Source organism: Brevibacillus composti, from assembly GCF_016406105.1.
Classification (GTDB): Bacteria; Bacillota; Bacilli; order Brevibacillales; family Brevibacillaceae; genus Brevibacillus; species Brevibacillus composti.
Genome location: NZ_CP066308.1, coordinates 1,892,806 through 1,911,622 on the forward strand (window position 1 = coordinate 1,892,806; position 18,817 = coordinate 1,911,622).

An 18,817-nucleotide genomic window follows, 5' to 3' on the forward strand; every position below is an offset into this window, starting at 1 on the left:
GTTCACTATGGAAGAAATCCAAGAAGAACGGGAATACAGCAGGTGGGAATGGCTCTTTTATATGATTATCATCCCTGCTCTGTTTGCCACGCTCCTTGGGGGAGTCTTTCTCAGCTTTCTGGGTGTCAATGTCTTGGGACATGTGCTTGGTTGGGCAAACACCGTCCCCTACGTGGAAAAATTGATTCCCGATGATTATGCGGCAAGCAGTGGCGAAGACAAAGAGGCAAATACGGAAAAGCAGCTGCAAGGCTTGCAGGAAGAGCAGACCAAAAACCAGCAAACCATCGCCAGCTTGACGCAGGAAGCGGAAAAGAAAGACTCCGCCATCCAGGCGCTGGAGAAACAGGTGAGCGATCTGCAAAAGCTGATCGAGGACAAGCGTACCACAGAGGAAGAGCGGCAGAAGCAATACCAGGAATTGGCAAAACTTTATTCCACGATGTCTCCGAAAAACGCGGCGGCCATCGTCGAAAATTTAAGCCTGGAAGAAGCCGTCACCGTCCTGAAAAAGATGAAAGCCGATCAGCAGGCAGGCATTTTGGCCAAAATGGACCCGAAAAAAGCGGCAGACATCTCCATTCTGTTGAAAGATTCGGTCGTAAACAAGGATGATGACATTGCTGCCCTGCAAGAGCGGGTGCAGGTGCTGACTAAAGCCCTGAGCGAGACGCGCAAGGATTCGTCCAACATCGATGCGCTGATCAATACTTTTTCCCAAATGCCTGCCGAGGATGCCGCAGCGATCATTCGCTCTCTGATGGGCACGAATCAAAACCGGGCCATCTCGATTCTGGCCGGCATGTCCGATGACAAGCGGGCATCGATCCTGGCAGCCGTCGTGAAAGAAGACACCGAGAAGAAAGAGAATGTCGCGGCGAAGATTACCAGCGAGTTGCTTCGATAAGCGGCGGGAGGAAACCCTTCCAACGCCTGTCGTTCCTATAAGCAACAAAATAAAAAGAGGAGGTGTATGAGATGAATGTAGCGAATCTGACCCCTCCGGTTGGTCCCGTGGCTCCGGCAGCAGGCGCGCTGAATGCCGTTGGAACCGCAGGAGAGCAAGCGTACGGCTCGCTCGGCAATCTGTTCGCCATGCAAATGACGGCGGTCCTGGATAACATGCAGGCTGCCGATGAGGTGAACGGGCTTGCCAGCGGCGGAGAGCTGATTGGCGAGGATATGGCGGAAATGTCGGAATGGCTGCTCCTGCTCCAACAGTTTCTCAGCCTGACTCCCCAAGAACAGCAAGAAGCCGCGGCCCAGCTGACGGAGAAAGCGGATCGGCTCCCGGAGCTGTTGTCCAAGCTGCCCCAGCCCCAGCCTGTTACCGGAGATCAAGCGGATAACCTGCTTGCTGCGTTCACTCAGCGGGGAATCCCGCAGGCAACAGGAGAAAAGTTGGCGGCCTTTCTGACCGCGCTCTCCCAGGCGAATCAGCAGCAAATGGGACAGAACCTATTGGCGAAGCCGGGCATGCAAGCCGAGGAAATCCTTCAGCAGTTGGGGATTCAGCTGCCCCGCGTAGAAAAAGGGCAGGCAGAGCAGAAGAAGCCGTTTGCCACGCTTCTCCAAGCCAGCCAGGAGAATGCCGATGCCAACAAGCAATCCGCACTTCTCCAGCAGACGCAGCGGACTAATCTGCAGCAAACGCTTCAACCGATGCGTTTCACTCAGGCACTGGCGAGCTATCAGGCAGAAGCCGGCCTGCAGTCCAAACTCACGATGCCGGCAGCAGCAGCACCGTCCGTCGATTTGTCTGGATCGGAGCCTGATGCCAATATCTTGCCTGGGCAGATCGGACAGCCTGCATGGTTCGAGGGTGCAGCGACCAGAACGACTGGACCGCTTGCCGCGCATCCGGTGCAAGCCCATCAGTTCAGCCAGCAGGTCACGCAATTGTTCGTGAAGCAGATGAAGCTCACCGAAGTAAATGGCGTGCACGAGGCCAGATTGATCCTGTACCCGCAATCCCTGGGCCAGGTAGACGTCAAGATCACTTCGCATAACGGGATGATTACGGCGCAATTCCATGCGGAAACAGCTGCCGGAAAAGAACTGCTCGACAACCAGCTCTCCCAATTGCGAGCAGCTTTGACCCAGCAGGGCTTGCAGGTGGATCGCCTGGAAGTGAACCAGCAGCCGCAACAATCGGCCTTGTCCTTCCAGCAGCAGCAGCGCGAACGCCAGCAACAGCAGCAGGAAAACGAGAATCGACAAAAGCAAACGCAGGATGAAACGGAGTTTTCCCTGGAAGACCTCTTGAGCAAGAGCGAAGAGGCGATCAGCAGAATCGGGCGGTCCCGTTAGGGTTCGTGGCAAGGAGGAGACGCCATGAAGACGTTTCACATCGGGCAGACCTACTTTCCTGTCAAACCGAGTCAAACGGCTCCCCTGCGGCCGGGCAGCACGGCGCCTAGCGGCAAAGCTTTTCGCGATTACCTGGCTGACTCAATTGAACAAACCAGGGGTAACCGGACACTTACATTCAGCCAGCACGCGTTGAACCGGCTGCAGGAGTCGGGCATCACGCTGGATGAGTCCAAGCTCGACCGTTTGGCAAGCGGCCTCAAAAAAGCTGCTGACAAAGGGGCGAGGGAGTCGCTGATCATGATGGATAATGTGGCGTACGTCGTCAGCATCCAGAATCAAAAGGTCATAACTGCCGTCGATGACAAACGAATGAGAGACAATGTTTTTACCAATATTGACAGTGCTGTTTTTGTATAACAAGGCTGGACCTCTTCGGAGGGGGCCTCATTGGCTGCCGACCGACTGAAGCAGTCAGCAACAGACACTTATCGAGGAGGAATCGGATATGCTTCGTTCCATGTATTCTGGAATTTCTGGCTTGCGCGGTTTCCAGACCAAGCTGGATGTGATCGGAAACAACATTGCCAACGTCAACACGGTTGGGTTTAAGAAAGGCCGAGTAATGTTCCAGGACATTCTCAGCCAGAATATCGCCGGCGCTACGGGACCCGATGACGGCGGGGGCAGAGGCGGTGTCAACCCGATGCAGGTAGGACTTGGTACGCAAATGGCTTCGATTGACACGGTATTTTCGGCCGGAAGCCCGATGACGACGAACCTGCCTACGGACCTGTCCATTGAGGGCGATGGCTTTTTCATGGTAACCCCTGACGATGGCACGACCTTCTATTACACACGGGCCGGCAATTTTACCCGGGACTCCCAGGGCTTTCTGGTAAACCCGCAGGGCATGAAGCTGGTGGACAGCGGCGGCGGGACGATCCAGATTCCATTGGATACCTACGCATCCTATTCGATCGGGAAAGACGGCGTCATTACGACTGTGGATGATACAGGTGCGCTGGATACTCCTTTCACCATCGGGGTCATGATGTTTAACAACCCAGGCGGACTGAAGAAGATTGGGAACTCCCTCTATGAATACACGCTGAACGCCGGAGCGTTCGACGATGCGCCGGATACGCCGATTGACGCGACGACAGCGGGCGTCAGCATTATCTCCGGACAACTGGAGATGTCCAACGTCGATCTGTCCGAGGAGTTTACGGAAATGATCGTCGCGCAGCGCGGCTTCCAAGCGAACTCGCGGATTATCACGACTTCTGATTCCGTTCTGGAAGAGTTGGTCAACCTGAAACGTTAATGATTAGGGGAATCGGGGGGTGAAGCCTTGTGCTTCCTCCCCCTGCGACCCGAAAGGAGCGGCAGATGATCCAATTAACCCGATTTAACGGCGCCCAGTTTTATTTGAACGCGACGCATATCGAGACGGTAGAGTCCACTCCGGATACGGTTATCACCTTGCTTACGGGGAAGAAGCACATTGTGAGGGAAACGGCAGAGGAAGTGATAGCACGGATCCTGCAGTTCTACCAGCAAGCGTTTCCGGCATATACGCCGCCGCGCATGCCGGATGACGATTCCATTGAATAGCGGGAGGCACAAGCAATGTTTCAAAATCGATTGTTCAACATGGCCCTAATTATCATTATCGCGATATCGCTTCTGGGAGTCATCTCGTTTGTGCTCTGGCAAACCTATCTCTCCCCGGCTGCTCAGACAGCAAGCAAAGAGGAGGCTACCGAAGTCAAGACGCTTTCGGCCAAGGAGATGCAAGAGTATTCGGTTGACACGGGAGAGATCACGACGAACCTGCTTACCAAAAACTACATCATCGTCCGCTTTACGATTACCGCAGACAGCAAGGGTTCCAAGGAAGAGCTGGAGCAGCGGCTGCCGCAGGTCAACCAGATCATCATCAAGACCCTGGCCGGACTGGAGCCGGATGACATCAAGGGGACCGAAGGGATCAACAAGCTGGAAGCGAAGATCATGAATGAAATCAGCACGCTGATGCAGGAAGGCAAAATTATCCAAGTCATTACGACGAAACAGCTATTGTCCTAAATAATCCGAAAAGTATACATAGCAAGGAGGTGACGACAGATGGCCGAGGTTCTCTCACAAAGTGAGATTGACGCGCTGTTGGCAGCCCTCTCCTCGGGAGAGATGGATGCCAACGAGCTGAAAAAGGAAGAAACGGAAAGACGGGTTAAAGTATACGACTTTAAGCGGGCACTGCGATTTTCCAAGGATCAGATTCGGGGATTGACGCGCATTCACGAAAACTACGCAAGGTTGTTAACCACCTATTTTTCAGCTCAGCTTCGTACCTTCGTGCAAATAACAGTTGCCTCCGTCGACCAATTGCCGTACGACGAATTTATTCGCTCCATTCCGAAAATGACCATTCTCAACATCTTCGAAGCGCCGCCGCTGGAAGGTCGAATGGTGTTGGAGGTCAATCCCAACATCGCCTACACGATGCTGGACCGGCTTCTCGGGGGACAGGGCGTGATTCTCGACAAGATGGGGGCGCTGACCGAGATTGAGACAACCGTGATGGAGCGGATCTTTGGCAAAGCCCTCGATACGTTCCACGAGGCATGGAAGCAAATCATCGAGCTGGATCCGTACATGGAAGGGCTGGAGATGAATCCGCAGTTCATGCAGATCGTCTCGCCAAACGAAATCGTGGCGGTTATCTCGTTTAGTACGAAGATTGGCGATACCACCGGGATGATTAACCTGTGCTTGCCTCATGTGGTTCTGGAGCCAATCATGTCGAAGCTGTCCGGACAGTACTGGTTTTCCAAACAGAAAAAAACGCGGGATGAGGAAGAACGTCTCCGGGTGGAGGAACGGGTAAAATCGGCGAGCCTGTCGATCATCGCGGAGCTGGGTACAGCCTCCATTACCGTGGGAGATTTCTTGCAGCTTCAGCCGGGAGATGTCATTCAGCTGGATCATCTCGTGGAGAACAAATTGAAGATTCGAGTAGGCGATCAAGTGAAGTTCCTGGGACAGCCCGGCACGCAAAAAGGACGTGTTGCGGTGCAGATCGACGAAGTCCTTGAGGAAGGGGAGGAAAACGATGAGTAGAGATATGCTTTCTCAAGATGAGATTGACGCGCTGCTTCGTGCAAACAATCTGGTTGAAGAAGAGGCGGAGGAACAGAGCGTGCCGGATGTCTCCGACTACTTGTCGGCATTTGAACAGGACGCTTTGGGGGAGATCGGAAACATATCCTTCGGCAGTGCAGCGACGGCGTTATCCACATTGCTTAACCAGAAGGTAGACATCACCACGCCTACCGTGTCCATGATCCAGGTCAGCGAATTGGATCAAGAGTTCCCGTTGCCGCATGTGGCGGTCCATGTCGAATACACCGACGGCTTCAAAGGGGTTAATCTGCTCGTCGTCCGGATGGAAGATGCGGCCGTCGTGGCTGACCTGATGATGGGCGGCGATGGCCGTCCGAGCAGTACGGAAATGTCGGAGATGCACATCAGCGCTGTGCAGGAAGCGATGAATCAGATGATGGGATCCGCCGCGACCTCGATGTCGACGATCTTTAATCAAATGGTAAACATCTCTCCGCCGGGCATTGACGTGATGGATCTGGCCCAAGGCAAGGGTGTGGACAGCTTTTCGGAGGAAGACAACCATCTGGTAAAAGTCTCGTTCCGTCTGAAGGTAGGCGAACACGGCGAGCTGATCGACTCCAACATCATGCAGCTCTTGCCGCTCTCTTTTGCCAAAGACATGATCAATCGTCTGACAGGCGCGGCCGATATGGGAGCAGCAGAAGCAAGTCCCGCTTTGGAGATGCCGCCATCGGCCGCAGCGAGTCCAAGTCCGGTTCAGCAGTCCGCGCCAGCCGCACCACCCGCTCCGGCTGCAGCGCCATCGGCCGCTCCTGAAGTGCCTCCCGCCGGACAACCGGCAGCACCTCCGCCGGGCTACGCACCGCCGATGGGGTATCCGGCACCTCCGATGTATCAGGAGCCATATGGCCACTATCCGTATCCGCCAGCATACGCAGCACCGTATCCGCCGCCGTATGCACAGCCTCCGGCGCCTCCAACGCCGCAGCATTTTGGCGGGCAACCGATGAACGTAGCCAATGTAAAGGCGGCGCAATTTTCACCCTTTGCCGGCGGCATGATGGCAGCGCCAGACGAACAGAATCTCAATCTGCTGCTGGATATTCCCCTGCAGGTAACAGTCGAGCTGGGACGCACGAAGAAGCTGATTAAAGACATTCTCGACTTGTCGGCGGGCTCGATCATTCAGTTGGACAAGCTGGCCGGGGAGCACGTGGATATTCTGGTAAACAACAAATTGATCGCAAAAGGCGAAGTCGTGGTCATCGATGAAAACTTCGGCGTTCGCGTGGTGGATATCATCAGTCCGATTGACCGTGTATCCAAACTGCAATAATTTCAAGGGAAAAATGAGGAGGAGCTAATCCATGTCTAACAAAGTTCTCATCGTAGATGACGCCGCATTCATGCGCATGATGATCAAGGAAATTCTGTCCAAAAACGGCTACAGTGTCGTCGGAGAAGCGAGTGACGGGGCACAGGCTGTCGAGAAGTACAAAGAACTCGGACCAGACCTTGTTACCATGGATATCACCATGCCGGAGATGGATGGGATCACGGCTCTGAAAGAAATCAAGAAACTGGATCCAAATGCTCGCGTCATCATGTGCTCCGCGATGGGGCAGCAAGCGATGGTGATTGACGCCATTCAGGCGGGAGCCAAAGATTTTATCGTCAAGCCGTTCCAGGCGGATCGCGTGTTGGAAGCGATCAAAAAAACATTGAGCTAATGGAGAAACTCCGGAATACGAGGGGGCGGCTCATCTGGATGTGCTGCCTGCTGCTGCTTGTCGCTTCCCTTCCGGTCCAGGTGTTTGCCGAGGACAGTTCCGTAGCGGATGCGCTGAAAAAAGGCACGCTGTCATCAGATGGGTCCGCCGGTTCACAAGCGCCGGCACCCATACCAGGAAGCGAGTCTGGCAGCATGTGGGGCTACCTGGTTCAAGTTATCTTTTCGCTTGCCATCATTCTGGTGCTGATCTATGGATTGCTCCGCTTCCTCTCCAAACGACAAGTAGGCATGGCCCAAGGGCCGATCAAAGTGATCAGCGCGGCTCCGCTCGGGAATGGAAAATCAGTGCAAGTGGTCATGATTGGCGAATCGCTGTACGTGCTGGGAGTCGGTGATAATGTCCAGCTTCTGCAGCATATCCCGGCAGGAGAAGAGGCAGACCTGATTCTGGCCGAGATCGAGATGAAAACCGGCAGCTCGCTGCCGTGGCCATCATGGCTTCCGTTTGGCGCAAAGCGCTCTAAGGACGAAGAGTTCTTTCAGCCCACCGAGGTACCAGGCCGCACGTTTGAAGAGATGCTTCGCAGTCAGTGGGGAGAAGTATCCAAAAAGCAGGAGCAGCCGCTCCGCTGGATGGATGAGCAAGGGAAGGACAGAGGGGATTGAAGATGAAACACGTACTGCAGCTGATCGCGATCGCGCTTGCATTGCTCGTCATGCCCGATATGGCGCAAGCGGCTCCTATCCAACCGCCATTGGTCCCGTCGATTGATCTGAAAATCGGGGGCGGAACGGGAACGCCGCAGGAAACCTCTTCGGCGATCCAGCTGCTGCTGATCTTGACCGTACTGTCGGTCGCACCGGCCATATTGCTGCTCATGACCAGTTTTACGCGGATTGTCGTCGTCCTGTCCTTTGTCCGCAATGCGCTGGCGACGCAACAAATGCCACCCAATCAGGTGTTGATCGCGCTGGCCCTGTTTATGACCTTCTTCATCATGGCTCCGACATTGGCCAAGGTAAACGATACAGCGGTCCAGCCGTTCATGCAGGGGCAGCTGTCGCAGGAGCAGGCATTTGCAGCAGCAGTGATCCCGTTTAAGGAATTCATGGCCCAGCAGACGCGCGAGAAGGATCTGGCTCTGTTTCTGGAGTTCGCCAAGGCGGAGCGACCAACGACGGTACAGGATATCCCGCTGACGGCATTGGTTCCCGCTTTTGCAATCAGTGAGCTGAAGACGGCATTTCAGATTGGCTTCATGATTTTTATTCCGTTTCTGGTCATTGACATGATTATCGCGAGCATCCTGATGGGGATGGGGATGATGATGCTCCCCCCGGTAATGATTTCACTGCCGTTCAAAATCCTGCTGTTCATTATGGTGGACGGCTGGTACTTGGTGGTCAGATCGCTTTTGACCAGCTTTTAGACGAAGAACATGACCCGAGCGAGGAGGGGAGAGCACGTGACACAAGAGTTACTCATGAGAGTGGCCCAAAGCGCAGTTTACACCATATTGCTGATCGCGGCTCCAGCGCTGGGTGTCGGCCTGTTGGTAGGCTTGCTCGTCAGCATTTTTCAGGCAACCACCCAGATCCAGGAGCAGACACTTGCCTTTATTCCCAAAATCGTCGCGATTCTGATTACGATTTTGGCTGTGGGTCCGTGGATGCTGCGGGTCATGCTGGAATTCGCGATGGGGATTTTTGGCAATCTTCATCAGTTTGTCGGATAAGCCATGGCATCGCTCATGCTTCATCTGCCTGTGCTGCTGCTCGTGTTTGTTCGTCTAACAGCCTTTTTTGTATCGGCCCCGTTCTTCTCCCAGAGAGGCGTGCCGAATCAATTTAAAGTGGGTCTCGCCCTGTTCATGGCAATCATCAGCTTCGGCTCTGTGCCGCTGCAAGGGGCAGTCCCCCTCGACCTCACCTTTATCCTGCACGTGATCAAGGAAGCGCTCGTCGGCGTCATTCTGGGCTACATCTGCGAGCTGATCTACGTATCCGTTCAGGTCGCGGGCGGGATGATGGACATGCAGATGGGACTGGCTATGGCCAACGTCATTGACCCGCGTACAGGAGCCTATGTCCCGCTTACCGGTCAGTTTAAAAATGTGCTCGCGATGCTGTACTTCCTCAGTATCAATGGCCATCACATGTTGATCCACGGGATTATTTCCAGCTATCAGGCGATCCCCTTGGATACCATGTGGGCGGCATTTGGCAGTGAGCAGGTCATGTGGATGGCCGTCAAGGTGTTTCGCGAAATGTTTCTCAGCGCCTTCATGATGGCGATCCCGATCGTCGTCTCGCTGTTTCTCGTAGACCTGTCTCTTGGTATTATCGCCAAATCCGTGCCGCAGTTTAATATCTTTGTCGTCGGCTTGCCGATCAAACTGCTTGCCAGCTTTTTGATGCTGATGGTTGTCATGCCCGCATTTTTATTGACGCTCAGCGGTTTGTTTGAAAAAATGTTTCGTTCCTTTGCGGAGATGATGAAGCTTCTCGGAGGCACAGGATGAACCGAATCACGTTTTTCTACCCTGTCGATTTGCAGTTTTTTGCCGGTGAGAAGACGGAAAAAGCGACTCCGAAAAAGAAGCAGGACGCGCGAAAAAAGGGACAGGTGGTCAAAAGTGCAGACATCTCCCCGGCTTTCGGGCTATTGACCGTGTTCCTGGTACTGACAGCGCTCGGCTCCAGCATGTTTCACTCCATGCAGAATCTGTTCCGCGAGTCTCTGATCACCTTCAGCACCTGGCAGGTGAATCAGGAAAACCTGGGGATCATCACGGCCAAGGTCGGCTGGGAAGCGGTGAAAATCGTCGGTCCCGTGCTGGCAGCCGTGTTTGTGGTATCTTTGGTGGCCAACTACGCGCAGGTGGGTTGGCTGTTTACGACAGAAACACTGAAGTTCAAGCTGGAGAAGCTGAATCCGATTCAAGGCTTCAAACGAATGTTCAGTCTGCGCTCTCTAGTAGAGCTGGGCAAGTCGCTGTTTAAAATCGGCGCCGGTATTTTGGTAGCCTACACGATTTTATGGGATGTGCGGGAGGAATTGACTACACTCTCCCTGCAGCCGCTGGAAGCAGCCATTTCTTTTGCCGGCGCGGAAGCAACCAAGCTGGGCATGTATATCGGACTGCTTCTGTTCATACTGGCGGTATTTGATTACGCCTACCAAAAGTACGAACATGAGAAAAATCTCCGGATGTCCAAGCAAGATATCAAAGACGAACACAAGATGTCCGAGGGGGACCCGCTTGTCAAGGGCAAAATTCGGGAGCGTCAGCGCAGCATGGCCATCCGCCGGATGATGCAGGAGCTGCCCAAAGCTGACGTGGTCATTACCAACCCGACGCATTTCGCAGTCGCCATCCGCTATGATGCGAAAGAGATGCACGCTCCGACGGTCATCGCCAAAGGGCAGGACTACATGGCCCTCAGAATCAAGGACGTCGCCAAAAAGCACCGGATTGTAACCATGGAAAACAAGCCGCTCGCCCGGGCTTTATATAGTCAGGTGGAGATCGGTCAGCCGATTCCCGAGGAATTGTTTAAGGCAGTGGCCGAAGTTCTCGCCTATGTCTACAAGCTGCAAGGGAAAGTGAAGTAACTCGAAAGAAAGGAGGGTGCACGGTGGGATTCAAATTTAAAGAACTCGGAACAGTCCTGTTTGTCATTAGCATCGTCGTCATGATGGTAATCCCACTGCCTTCTGAGCTGCTGGATCTGCTGCTCATTTTGAACATCTCGCTGGCATTGACTATTTTGCTCGTATCCATGTACACGCGAGAGACCCTGCAGTTCTCCATCTTTCCCACCGTTGTCCTGATTACGACGCTTTTTCGATTGGCCCTGAACGTTTCGACGACGCGCAACATCCTCTCGCACGCCGAGGGGGGGAAGGTGATTGAGGCCTTCGGCAGCTTCGTCGTCGGTGGAAATCAAGTCGTCGGCTTCGTTGTTTTCCTGATTCTCGTCATTATTCAGTTTATTGTGATTACCAAAGGGTCGGAGCGCGTCGCCGAGGTAGCTGCCCGCTTTACGCTGGACGCCATGCCCGGAAAGCAGATGAGTATCGACGCGGACCTGAATGCCGGGATGATTACCGATACAGAAGCGCGAGTGCGGCGGAAAAAAATCGAGGATGAAGCCGATTTCTACGGAGCCATGGATGGTGCCAGTAAATTCGTAAAAGGGGACGCCATCGCAGGTATCATCATTTTTATCGTAAATATAATCGGCGGTTTCATCATCGGGATGGTCATCCACGACATGAGCTTTGCAGAATCGGCCTCCAAATTCACGACGATGTCCGTCGGTGACGCGCTCGTCAGCCAGATTCCCGCGCTGCTGATTTCGACAGCGACCGGGATTATCGTGACCCGCGCTACCTCTGGCGAAGGGCTGGGAGAGGATATCGCCAATCAGATGTTCAGCTACCCGCGCCTTCTGTATATCGTCGCAGGAGCGATCTTCCTCCTCGGTCTGCTGACGCCGATCGGTCTGCTCCCTGTGGTGCCGGTCGCAGGATTGCTGGCGTTTGCCGGCTGGAAAACCTCGCAAAAACAGCAGGTGGCCTGGGAAGAGAACGTACAGCAGGAAGAAGATCAGCAGATGGCGGAGGTGCGCAGTCCGGAGAGCGTAGTCAATCTGTTGCAGGTAGACCCGATCGAATTCGAATTCGGCTACGGGCTGATACCGCTGGCGGATGCCAAACAGGGGGGCGACCTCTTGGACCGCGTCATCATGATTCGCCGGCAAATTGCTTTGGAAATGGGGATCGTGGTGCCGGTCATTCGCATCCGCGACAATATTCAGCTGCGCCCCAATGAATATGTGATCAAAATCAAAGGAAACCAGGTGGCATCCGGAGAGCTGCTGCTCGATCATTACCTGGCGATGAGTCCGGGATTCGACGATGATTCGGTCGTCGGGATCGAAACCGTGGAACCGGCGTTTGGCCTTCCCGCATTATGGGTAACAGAAGAGAATAAGGAGATTGCTGAGCTGTCTGGCTACACGGTCGTCGATCCGCCTTCTGTCGTGGCTACGCACTTGACCGAAGTGATCAAGCGGCATGCGCATGAACTGCTGGGCCGTCAAGAGACCCGCGCACTGATAGACAATGTCAGGGAAGTGGCGCCTGTGCTGGTGGACGAACTGATTCCAGGCTCCCTGTCCATCGGGGATGTTCAAAAGGTGCTGCAAAAACTGCTGCGCGAGAAGGTGTCCATCCGCAATCTCGTCGTGATTCTCGAAGCGTTGGCCGATCATGCGATGTACACCAAAGATCCGGATGTTTTGACCGAGTATGTGCGGCAGGCGATGTCTCGCCAGATCACGCTGCAATACAGTGAGCCGGGACAGCCGCTGCGGGTCATTACAGCTGGCCCCGGGCTGGAAAAAGTCATTTCCGAACGCGTGGAGCAGACGGAGCAGGGCAGCTATCTGGCCATCGACCCGGAAACCTCGCAGCGCATCTACCAAACCATGTCAACGGAGGTCAGCAAAATGGTCAATTCCGGACAGCAGCCGATCATTCTCTCATCCCCGGCGATTCGCATGTATTTGCGTCAGCTGATGGAACGGATGATGCCGGATGTGCCCGTCTTGTCCTACAGTGAGCTGGAGCCGCACGTTGAAGTGCAAAGTGTAGGGATGGTGAACATTTCATGAGAGTAAAACGCTACATCGTGGACTCCATGCCGGAAGCACTCGACAAAATCCGTATAGACCTCGGACAGGATGCCATCATCCTGAATTCCAAACCCATCAAGACGGGCGGCATTTTCGGCTTGTTCGGCAAACAGCAGATCGAGGTCGTCGCGGCAGTGGACGAGAAGGAAGCGGAAAAGCCAAAGCGGACGCCAGCCCAACCGTCGCGGGAGCCAATCATCAGAGCCGCTGCCGCCAACCCGACTGCTGCGAAGCGCGCCTATCAATCCATGGCAGCCGACGCACTTGCAAATACAGTGGCAGAGACGGTGGCCCCGCCTGATCCGATCGTCCTGGCAGACGCGGGATCTGTGACGGTGCGGGAGAGGGCGCCTCTCACGGCGCAAGGGGGGGAGCAAAGTGCTCTGACCCGCACGGTTAATCAAGAGGACGCTGCACAGGCTCCCCGAAGCCAAGAGGCCGGAGGGAAACCGGCTGCAGCGGCACATGCGGGCAGCGACCAGCTGGCAGTAGAGGTTCGCCATATGCGGCAGATGTTTGAGAAGCTGCTGACCAGCGATTCCCGGCAGCAACTGCCGCAGCCGATCCAAACAGTTCGCGATCGACTGCTTCAGCAGGAGGTGACCGAAGAAGCCGCCTCGGAAATTATCCGTCAATTAATCATGGAAGCGGAGCCGGGCTGGGAAGCCGCTGAAGCCGTCAAGCGGGCGGAAGAGCTGATCATCCAGTCCTTGCAAAAAGCGGTCATCGAACCGGTGGGGATCGAGAGCAACGTGCGCTACGCATTCTTTTTCGGGCCGACCGGCGTCGGGAAGACGACGACGATCGCCAAGCTGGCCGCCAATTGCATGCTGAAGGAGAAAAGAAAGATCGGCTTTATCACGGCTGACACCTATCGGATCGCCGCGGTCGAGCAGTTGAAGACCTACGCCAACATCTTGAACGTTCCTTTTGAAGTGGTGTTTTCTCCTAAAGAAATTCCCCAAGCGATGGAGCGGCTGAGCGGCTGCGACCTGGTCTTTGTGGATACGGCGGGGCGAAATTACCGCAATGACGAATACGTCCAAGGGATCCGCGAGTTGGTCGTCGCCGATCAAAACAGCCTTAACTTCATGGTGCTGAGTCTCGCTTCCAAGTATAGCGATATGAGGACGATCATCCGCAACTTTGGGGATGTCCCTGTATCCCGTGTCATCTTTACCAAGGCGGACGAGACGGAAGCCTACGGAGCCATGCTCAACGTCGCTGCTGAGACGAACTTCTCGATCTCATATATAACGACGGGTCAAAATGTGCCGGACGATATCATCGTAGCAACACCCCGGTTGATAGCGAACATGATAATGGGAGAATGAATCGTATGCATGACCAAGCGAAACGGCTCCGTGAGCGGATGCAGCAGAGTCAGCCCTCCCGCCAGACACGGCTGGTAACCGTGACGAGCGGAAAAGGGGGCGTGGGGAAGTCTAATTTCAGCCTGAACTTTGCTCTCGCTCTGCGTGAAAAAGGGCATAAGGCGATCCTCTTCGATGTCGATTTGGGCTTGGCCAATCTGGATGTCCTGATGGGCATAACGCCCAAGCGCCACTTGCTTCATCTTCTGGAAAAGGAGACGAGCGTGTGGGACATCCTGGAGACGGGTCCCGGCGATCTCGAGTTTATCGCAGGCGGTTCGGGATTTACCCAGATTCTCCAGTTGGATACAGAGAAGCTGGACATCCTCTTTCAAAAGCTGAATTCGCTTCATGGCTACGCCGACACAATTATCTTTGACACCGGTGCCGGAATATCTCAGGAGTCGCTGCGATTTATGCTTTCGTCCGACGAAGTGATACTGGTTACCACGCCGGAGCCTCCTGCCATAACCGACGCCTATGCCGTGATCAAAATGATTCACTCTCGCAACCCGGAAACAAAAGTGCGCCTCGTCATCAATCGGGCAACCTCGGAGCAGGAAGGGCGTGCGACCTCGGAGAAACTGGCCATGGTAGCCAAACGCTTCCTGGATATGGAAGTCAGCAAGCTGGGCTATGTCATGGACGACCAGCATGTGACCAAAGCAGTGAAACAGCAACGACCCTATCTGCTAGCCTATCCGCAATCGCCAGCATCCCGAAGCATCCGAAACCTGGTGGCTGAGTACCTGGGCAGCACAGCAGGAAGTACCGGGACACCAGGTGGTTTCAAGGGCTTTCTCAACAAGCTGAAGGGCCTGATACAGTAAGACAACCAGACTTCGGAAGGGAGAGATCGCGCTTGAGAAAAATTCGAGTTCTCGTCACAGACGATTCAGCATTCATGCGCAAAGTCATATCCGATATTCTGCAAGCCGACCCGGAAATCGAAGTGATTGACCGTGCGAGAAACGGGCTCGAGTGCCTGGAGAAAGCCAGACAGTTGAATCCGGATGTGATCACCCTTGATATCGAGATGCCGGTCATGAATGGCCTGGAAGCATTGGAACAGGTGATGAAGCACCAGCCGGTACCTGTTGTCATGCTGAGCAGCCTCACCCGGGAGGGAGCAGATGCGACGATTCGCGCGCTGGAATTGGGCGCATTCGATTTTGTCACGAAACCCTCGGGACCGATATCCCTGGATATACATAAAGTAGGCGACCGCCTGGTCGAAAGAGTGAAGGCGGCTTCCCTCGCCCAAAAAGCGATCAAACGAGCAAGTACGACGGAGCCGCGCACTGTCCTCCCGCCGTCCGCGGCTGTGAAAGCGGCGGCGCCACCTGCCATGACAAGTCCTCCGAATCTTGAAGCAGTTCCGAGAAAGAGCGGGGTGAATACCGGGAAGCTGGTGGTGCTGGGGACGTCTACCGGCGGCCCCAAAGCATTGCAAACGGTCTTGACCGCTCTGCCGGCAGATCTGCCGGCTCCGATCGCGATCGTTCAGCATATGCCTGCCGGTTTTACGAAATCGCTGGCACAGCGCCTCGACTCTCTTTGCGCCATCCGGGTGACAGAGGTGACCGATGGCGAGTGGCTGGAAGCGGGTACAGCGTACATCGCTCCCGGAGGCTATCATTTTGAGGTTCAACAAGTGAATGGACGATTGCAGGCAAGACTTCACCAGCAAGAACCCCGCGGGGGACACCGGCCTTCCGTAGACGTTCTTTTTGAATCTGTCAGCCGATTGACAAAAGTAGACAAATGGGCAATTATCATGACAGGCATGGGAAATGATGGGACGAAGGGCCTGAAAAAGATGAAAGATGCGGGTATTGTGACAAGTATTGTCGAGGATGAATCGACATGTGTCGTGTACGGAATGCCGCGTACAGCCATTCAGGCAGGTCTCGCTGACCACGTTGTACCGCTAAACGCGATTGCAGATACCCTCTGTAAGTTACTGCACTGATTTTGGGAGGTGGATTACCATGGACATGAATCAATATTTGGACATGTTTATTGAAGAGTCGAAAGAGCACCTGCAAGCAATCAATGCAAATCTGCTCGTTTTAGAGAGCGATCCCGAGCGCATTTCGATCGTGAACGAAATCTTTCGCTCCGCTCACACGCTGAAGGGCATGTCCGCCACGATGGGCTTCGAGGATATGGCCAGCCTGACCCATGAAGCAGAGAATGTGCTTGATTTGATTCGCAACGACAAACTGAAAATCAACAGCGATATTATGGATGTCATTTTCCAGAGCGTGGATCTGATCGAGGGCATGGTAATGGATATCATGGAAGGCGGCGATGGGTCCGCCGATGTTTCCGAACCGGTCGCCAAACTGCGTGCCATTGTTGCGGGAGACTTTTCCGCGGCTACGGCGTCTTCCGACAAGGCTGCAGCTTCCGGGGAAGGCGTCCGGACAGGGGCCGAGACGGCTGAGGCCACCGGCGATCAGACCAACCGCGAGTATGAGCTGGATGAGTTCGCGCTAACCGTCCTCAAGCAATCGGAAGAAGCGGGGAACAACCTGTTTTGGATCAAAGTCACGCTGCAGGAAAACTGCCTCCTCAAAGCTGCTCGCGCTTACATGGTATTTGACCAGCTAGAGTCCATGGGGGAAGTCATCAAGTCTACCCCGTCGGTGCAGGATTTGGAAAACGAACGGTTTGACCTCACTTTTGAAGTGATCTTCGTCACGATGGAGCCGGCGGATAAAATCAAAAAGGCGATCACGAATATTTCGGAGATTCAAGATGTGGCCGTCGAGCCGGTCCAGATGCGGGAGGCCAAACAGCAAGCCAAACAGGCGGAAGAGCAAATTGCAGTAGCTGCCGGAGCACCTGAGGCGGAAGCGGTGAAAAAACAGAATGCAGCGGCGGCAAGCAATGCCCCTGCGAAAAAAGTGACGGCGGGAGGCAAAACCATTCGGGTCGATATCGAAAGACTGGATGTGCTGATGAATCTCTTCAGCGAGCTGGTCATTGACCGCGGCCGCCTGGAGCAGCTGGCGAGGGAGCTGGGCAAGAGCGAATTGCAGGAAACGGTTGAGCATATGAGCCGGATCAGCGGCGACTTGCAAAATATCATTCTGACCATGCGCATGGTGCCGGTCGAGCAGGTATTCAACCGCTTCCCGCGGATGATTCGCGATCTGGCAAAAGACCTGAACAAAAAAGTGAATTTGGAAATATTCGGAGCGGAGACGGAGCTGGATCGTACCGTGATCGACGAAATTGGCGATCCGCTGGTTCACCTGCTGCGCAATTCGCTCGACCACGGCATCGAGTCGCCTGCGGAGCGGAAAAAGGCGGGCAAGCCGGAGGAAGGAACTATACAGCTTCGCGCCTTCCACAGCGGCAACCACGTCTTTATCGAAGTGAAAGATGACGGGGCCGGCATCAATAAGGAAAAGGTATTGAAAAAAGCCTTGGAGCGGGGAATCGTGACTCCTGCCGCGGCCGAGAGCCTGGCCGATCGGCAGATCTTCGAGCTCTTGTTTTCCTCCGGTTTCAGTACAGCAGATACGATCTCGGATATCTCCGGCCGCGGCGTCGGCCTCGATGTGGTAAAAACCAAGATCGAATCCCTCGGCGGCAACGTAAGCGTCGATTCCGTTCGCGGGCAGGGGACGACTTTCCTGATTCAGCTTCCGCTCACTCTATCGATCATCTCTGCGATGCTGGTTCAGGTGCAGGATGAAAAATACGCGGTGCCGCTCAGCTCGATCATTGAAACAGCTGTATTCCGCAAAGATCAGATCATGATGGCCCATCGCCAGAAAGTGATCGACTTCCGCGGCAGAGTCGTGCCGCTCGTTTCCTTGCAGGACATCTTCCAGATACCGGACAACGGACAGGAAAAGGATGACGAAGTGGCTGTGGTCATCGTCCGCAAAGGGGAAAAGATGGCAGGTCTCGTCGTCGATTCGTTTATCGGCCAGCAAGAAATCGTGCTGAAATCTCTTGGGAAATACCTGGTACAGGTCTTTGCCATCTCGGGCGCAACCATCCTGGGAGACGGACAAGTGGCGCTGATCATCGATTGCAACGCATTGATTAAGTAAGAGGAGGGGCAGCCGTATGCTCGAGCAAAAGGAAATCATCGGAGAAGTAAAAGTCATCGTTTTCCGTTTGAAAGACGAAGAGTACGGAGTCGAAGTAGGTCAAGTCAAATCGATCGAGAAGCTGGAGCACATCACCCGCGTGCCTCGCACTCCTGCATTTGTCAAAGGGGTCATCAACCTGCGCGGAGTGGTTACGCCGATCATCGATTTGCGCAATCGCTTTGGCTTGGAGGAGTCGGCCTACAGTGAATCGACGCGGATCATCATCGTCGCGGTGGGAGAACTGGAAGTGGGCTTGATCGTCGACGCAGCCAATGATGTGATCGACATTCCGGTGAACGCGATCGAGCCGCCGCCGGAAGTGGTAGGCGGAGTAGAGGCTGCATATCTGCGCGGTGTGGCCAAGTTGGAAAAACGTCTGCTCATTCTGCTGAATCTCGACAAGGTTCTGAGCACGGAAGAAATCAAACAGCTTGATTCCTTCGAGGGATAGG

Annotated in this window: 20 protein-coding genes; all 20 read left to right on the forward strand. The window is 54.5% G+C overall.

Features of this window, described 5'->3' with window-relative positions:
- The first annotated feature begins 7 nt into the window (after positions 1-7).
- The 20 genes from JD108_RS09845 (at position 8) to JD108_RS09940 (ending at position 18,816) form a co-directional block, all read left to right on the forward strand.
- Entirely contained in the window at positions 8-907 is a 900-nt protein-coding gene (locus tag JD108_RS09845) for a magnesium transporter MgtE N-terminal domain-containing protein (RefSeq protein WP_198829640.1), read from the forward strand.
- A gap of 71 nt (positions 908-978) precedes the next feature.
- Positions 979-2,310, forward strand: coding sequence for a flagellar hook-length control protein FliK (locus JD108_RS09850; protein ID WP_198829641.1), 1,332 nt, complete (start codon positions 979-981; stop codon positions 2,308-2,310).
- 24 nt (positions 2,311-2,334) lie between these two features.
- Positions 2,335-2,730 (forward strand): TIGR02530 family flagellar biosynthesis protein, encoded by a 396-nt coding sequence (locus JD108_RS09855; protein WP_198829642.1) that lies wholly within the window; start codon positions 2,335-2,337, stop codon positions 2,728-2,730.
- Between the two features lie 88 nt (positions 2,731-2,818).
- Positions 2,819-3,637 carry a flagellar basal body rod protein FlgG gene (flgG, locus tag JD108_RS09860; RefSeq protein WP_198829643.1) on the forward strand — a complete coding sequence of 273 codons (819 nt, stop codon included), beginning with the start codon at positions 2,819-2,821 and terminating at the stop codon, positions 3,635-3,637.
- A gap of 65 nt (positions 3,638-3,702) precedes the next feature.
- Entirely contained in the window at positions 3,703-3,927 is a 225-nt protein-coding gene (locus tag JD108_RS09865) for a flagellar FlbD family protein (protein ID WP_198829644.1), read from the forward strand.
- A 15-nt stretch (positions 3,928-3,942) separates the two neighbouring features.
- Positions 3,943-4,401, forward strand: a complete 459-nt coding sequence (locus JD108_RS09870; protein WP_198829645.1) for a flagellar basal body-associated FliL family protein — start codon at positions 3,943-3,945, stop codon at positions 4,399-4,401.
- Between the two features lie 39 nt (positions 4,402-4,440).
- Positions 4,441-5,436, forward strand: a complete 996-nt coding sequence (gene fliM, locus JD108_RS09875; protein WP_198829646.1) for a flagellar motor switch protein FliM — start codon at positions 4,441-4,443, stop codon at positions 5,434-5,436.
- Positions 5,429-6,778, forward strand: a complete 1,350-nt coding sequence (fliY, locus tag JD108_RS09880) for a flagellar motor switch phosphatase FliY (protein WP_198829647.1) — start codon at positions 5,429-5,431, stop codon at positions 6,776-6,778. Before fliM ends, fliY begins: the two co-directional genes overlap by 8 nt.
- A 31-nt stretch (positions 6,779-6,809) precedes the next feature.
- Positions 6,810-7,172, forward strand: a complete 363-nt coding sequence (locus tag JD108_RS09885) for a response regulator (protein WP_122903382.1) — start codon at positions 6,810-6,812, stop codon at positions 7,170-7,172.
- A gap of 38 nt (positions 7,173-7,210) precedes the next feature.
- Positions 7,211-7,840, forward strand: a complete 630-nt coding sequence (locus JD108_RS09890; RefSeq protein ID WP_228728368.1) for a flagellar biosynthetic protein FliO — start codon at positions 7,211-7,213, stop codon at positions 7,838-7,840.
- 2 nt (positions 7,841-7,842) lie between these two features.
- The gene (gene fliP, locus JD108_RS09895) at positions 7,843-8,604 is read left to right on the forward strand and encodes a flagellar type III secretion system pore protein FliP (protein WP_198829649.1); all 762 of its coding nucleotides are present in this window, start codon (positions 7,843-7,845) and stop codon (positions 8,602-8,604) included.
- Between the two features lie 36 nt (positions 8,605-8,640).
- Entirely contained in the window at positions 8,641-8,910 is a 270-nt protein-coding gene (gene fliQ, locus JD108_RS09900; protein WP_198829650.1) for a flagellar biosynthesis protein FliQ, read from the forward strand.
- A 3-nt stretch (positions 8,911-8,913) separates the two neighbouring features.
- Positions 8,914-9,696, forward strand: a complete 783-nt coding sequence (fliR, locus tag JD108_RS09905) for a flagellar biosynthetic protein FliR (RefSeq protein ID WP_198829651.1) — start codon at positions 8,914-8,916, stop codon at positions 9,694-9,696.
- On the forward strand, positions 9,693-10,790 hold the full coding sequence (gene flhB, locus JD108_RS09910) for a flagellar biosynthesis protein FlhB (RefSeq protein WP_198829652.1): 1,098 nt from the start codon (positions 9,693-9,695) through the stop codon (positions 10,788-10,790). The genes fliR and flhB overlap by 4 nt, the downstream gene beginning before the upstream one ends.
- Positions 10,791-10,813: 23 nt before the next feature.
- On the forward strand, positions 10,814-12,856 hold the full coding sequence (flhA, locus tag JD108_RS09915) for a flagellar biosynthesis protein FlhA (protein ID WP_198829653.1): 2,043 nt from the start codon (positions 10,814-10,816) through the stop codon (positions 12,854-12,856).
- Positions 12,853-14,211 (forward strand): flagellar biosynthesis GTPase FlhF, encoded by a 1,359-nt coding sequence (flhF, locus tag JD108_RS09920; protein WP_198829654.1) that lies wholly within the window; start codon positions 12,853-12,855, stop codon positions 14,209-14,211. Before flhA ends, flhF begins: the two co-directional genes overlap by 4 nt.
- A gap of 5 nt (positions 14,212-14,216) precedes the next feature.
- Positions 14,217-15,080 carry a MinD/ParA family protein gene (locus JD108_RS09925; protein WP_198829655.1) on the forward strand — a complete coding sequence of 288 codons (864 nt, stop codon included), beginning with the start codon at positions 14,217-14,219 and terminating at the stop codon, positions 15,078-15,080.
- 32 nt (positions 15,081-15,112) lie between these two features.
- Positions 15,113-16,222, forward strand: a complete 1,110-nt coding sequence (locus JD108_RS09930) for a protein-glutamate methylesterase/protein-glutamine glutaminase (protein WP_198829656.1) — start codon at positions 15,113-15,115, stop codon at positions 16,220-16,222.
- 19 nt (positions 16,223-16,241) lie between these two features.
- Positions 16,242-18,323, forward strand: a complete 2,082-nt coding sequence (locus tag JD108_RS09935) for a chemotaxis protein CheA (RefSeq protein ID WP_198829657.1) — start codon at positions 16,242-16,244, stop codon at positions 18,321-18,323.
- A 16-nt stretch (positions 18,324-18,339) separates the two neighbouring features.
- Positions 18,340-18,816 carry a chemotaxis protein CheW gene (locus tag JD108_RS09940; RefSeq protein ID WP_198829658.1) on the forward strand — a complete coding sequence of 159 codons (477 nt, stop codon included), beginning with the start codon at positions 18,340-18,342 and terminating at the stop codon, positions 18,814-18,816.
- The last annotated feature ends 1 nt before the right edge of the window (position 18,817 follow it).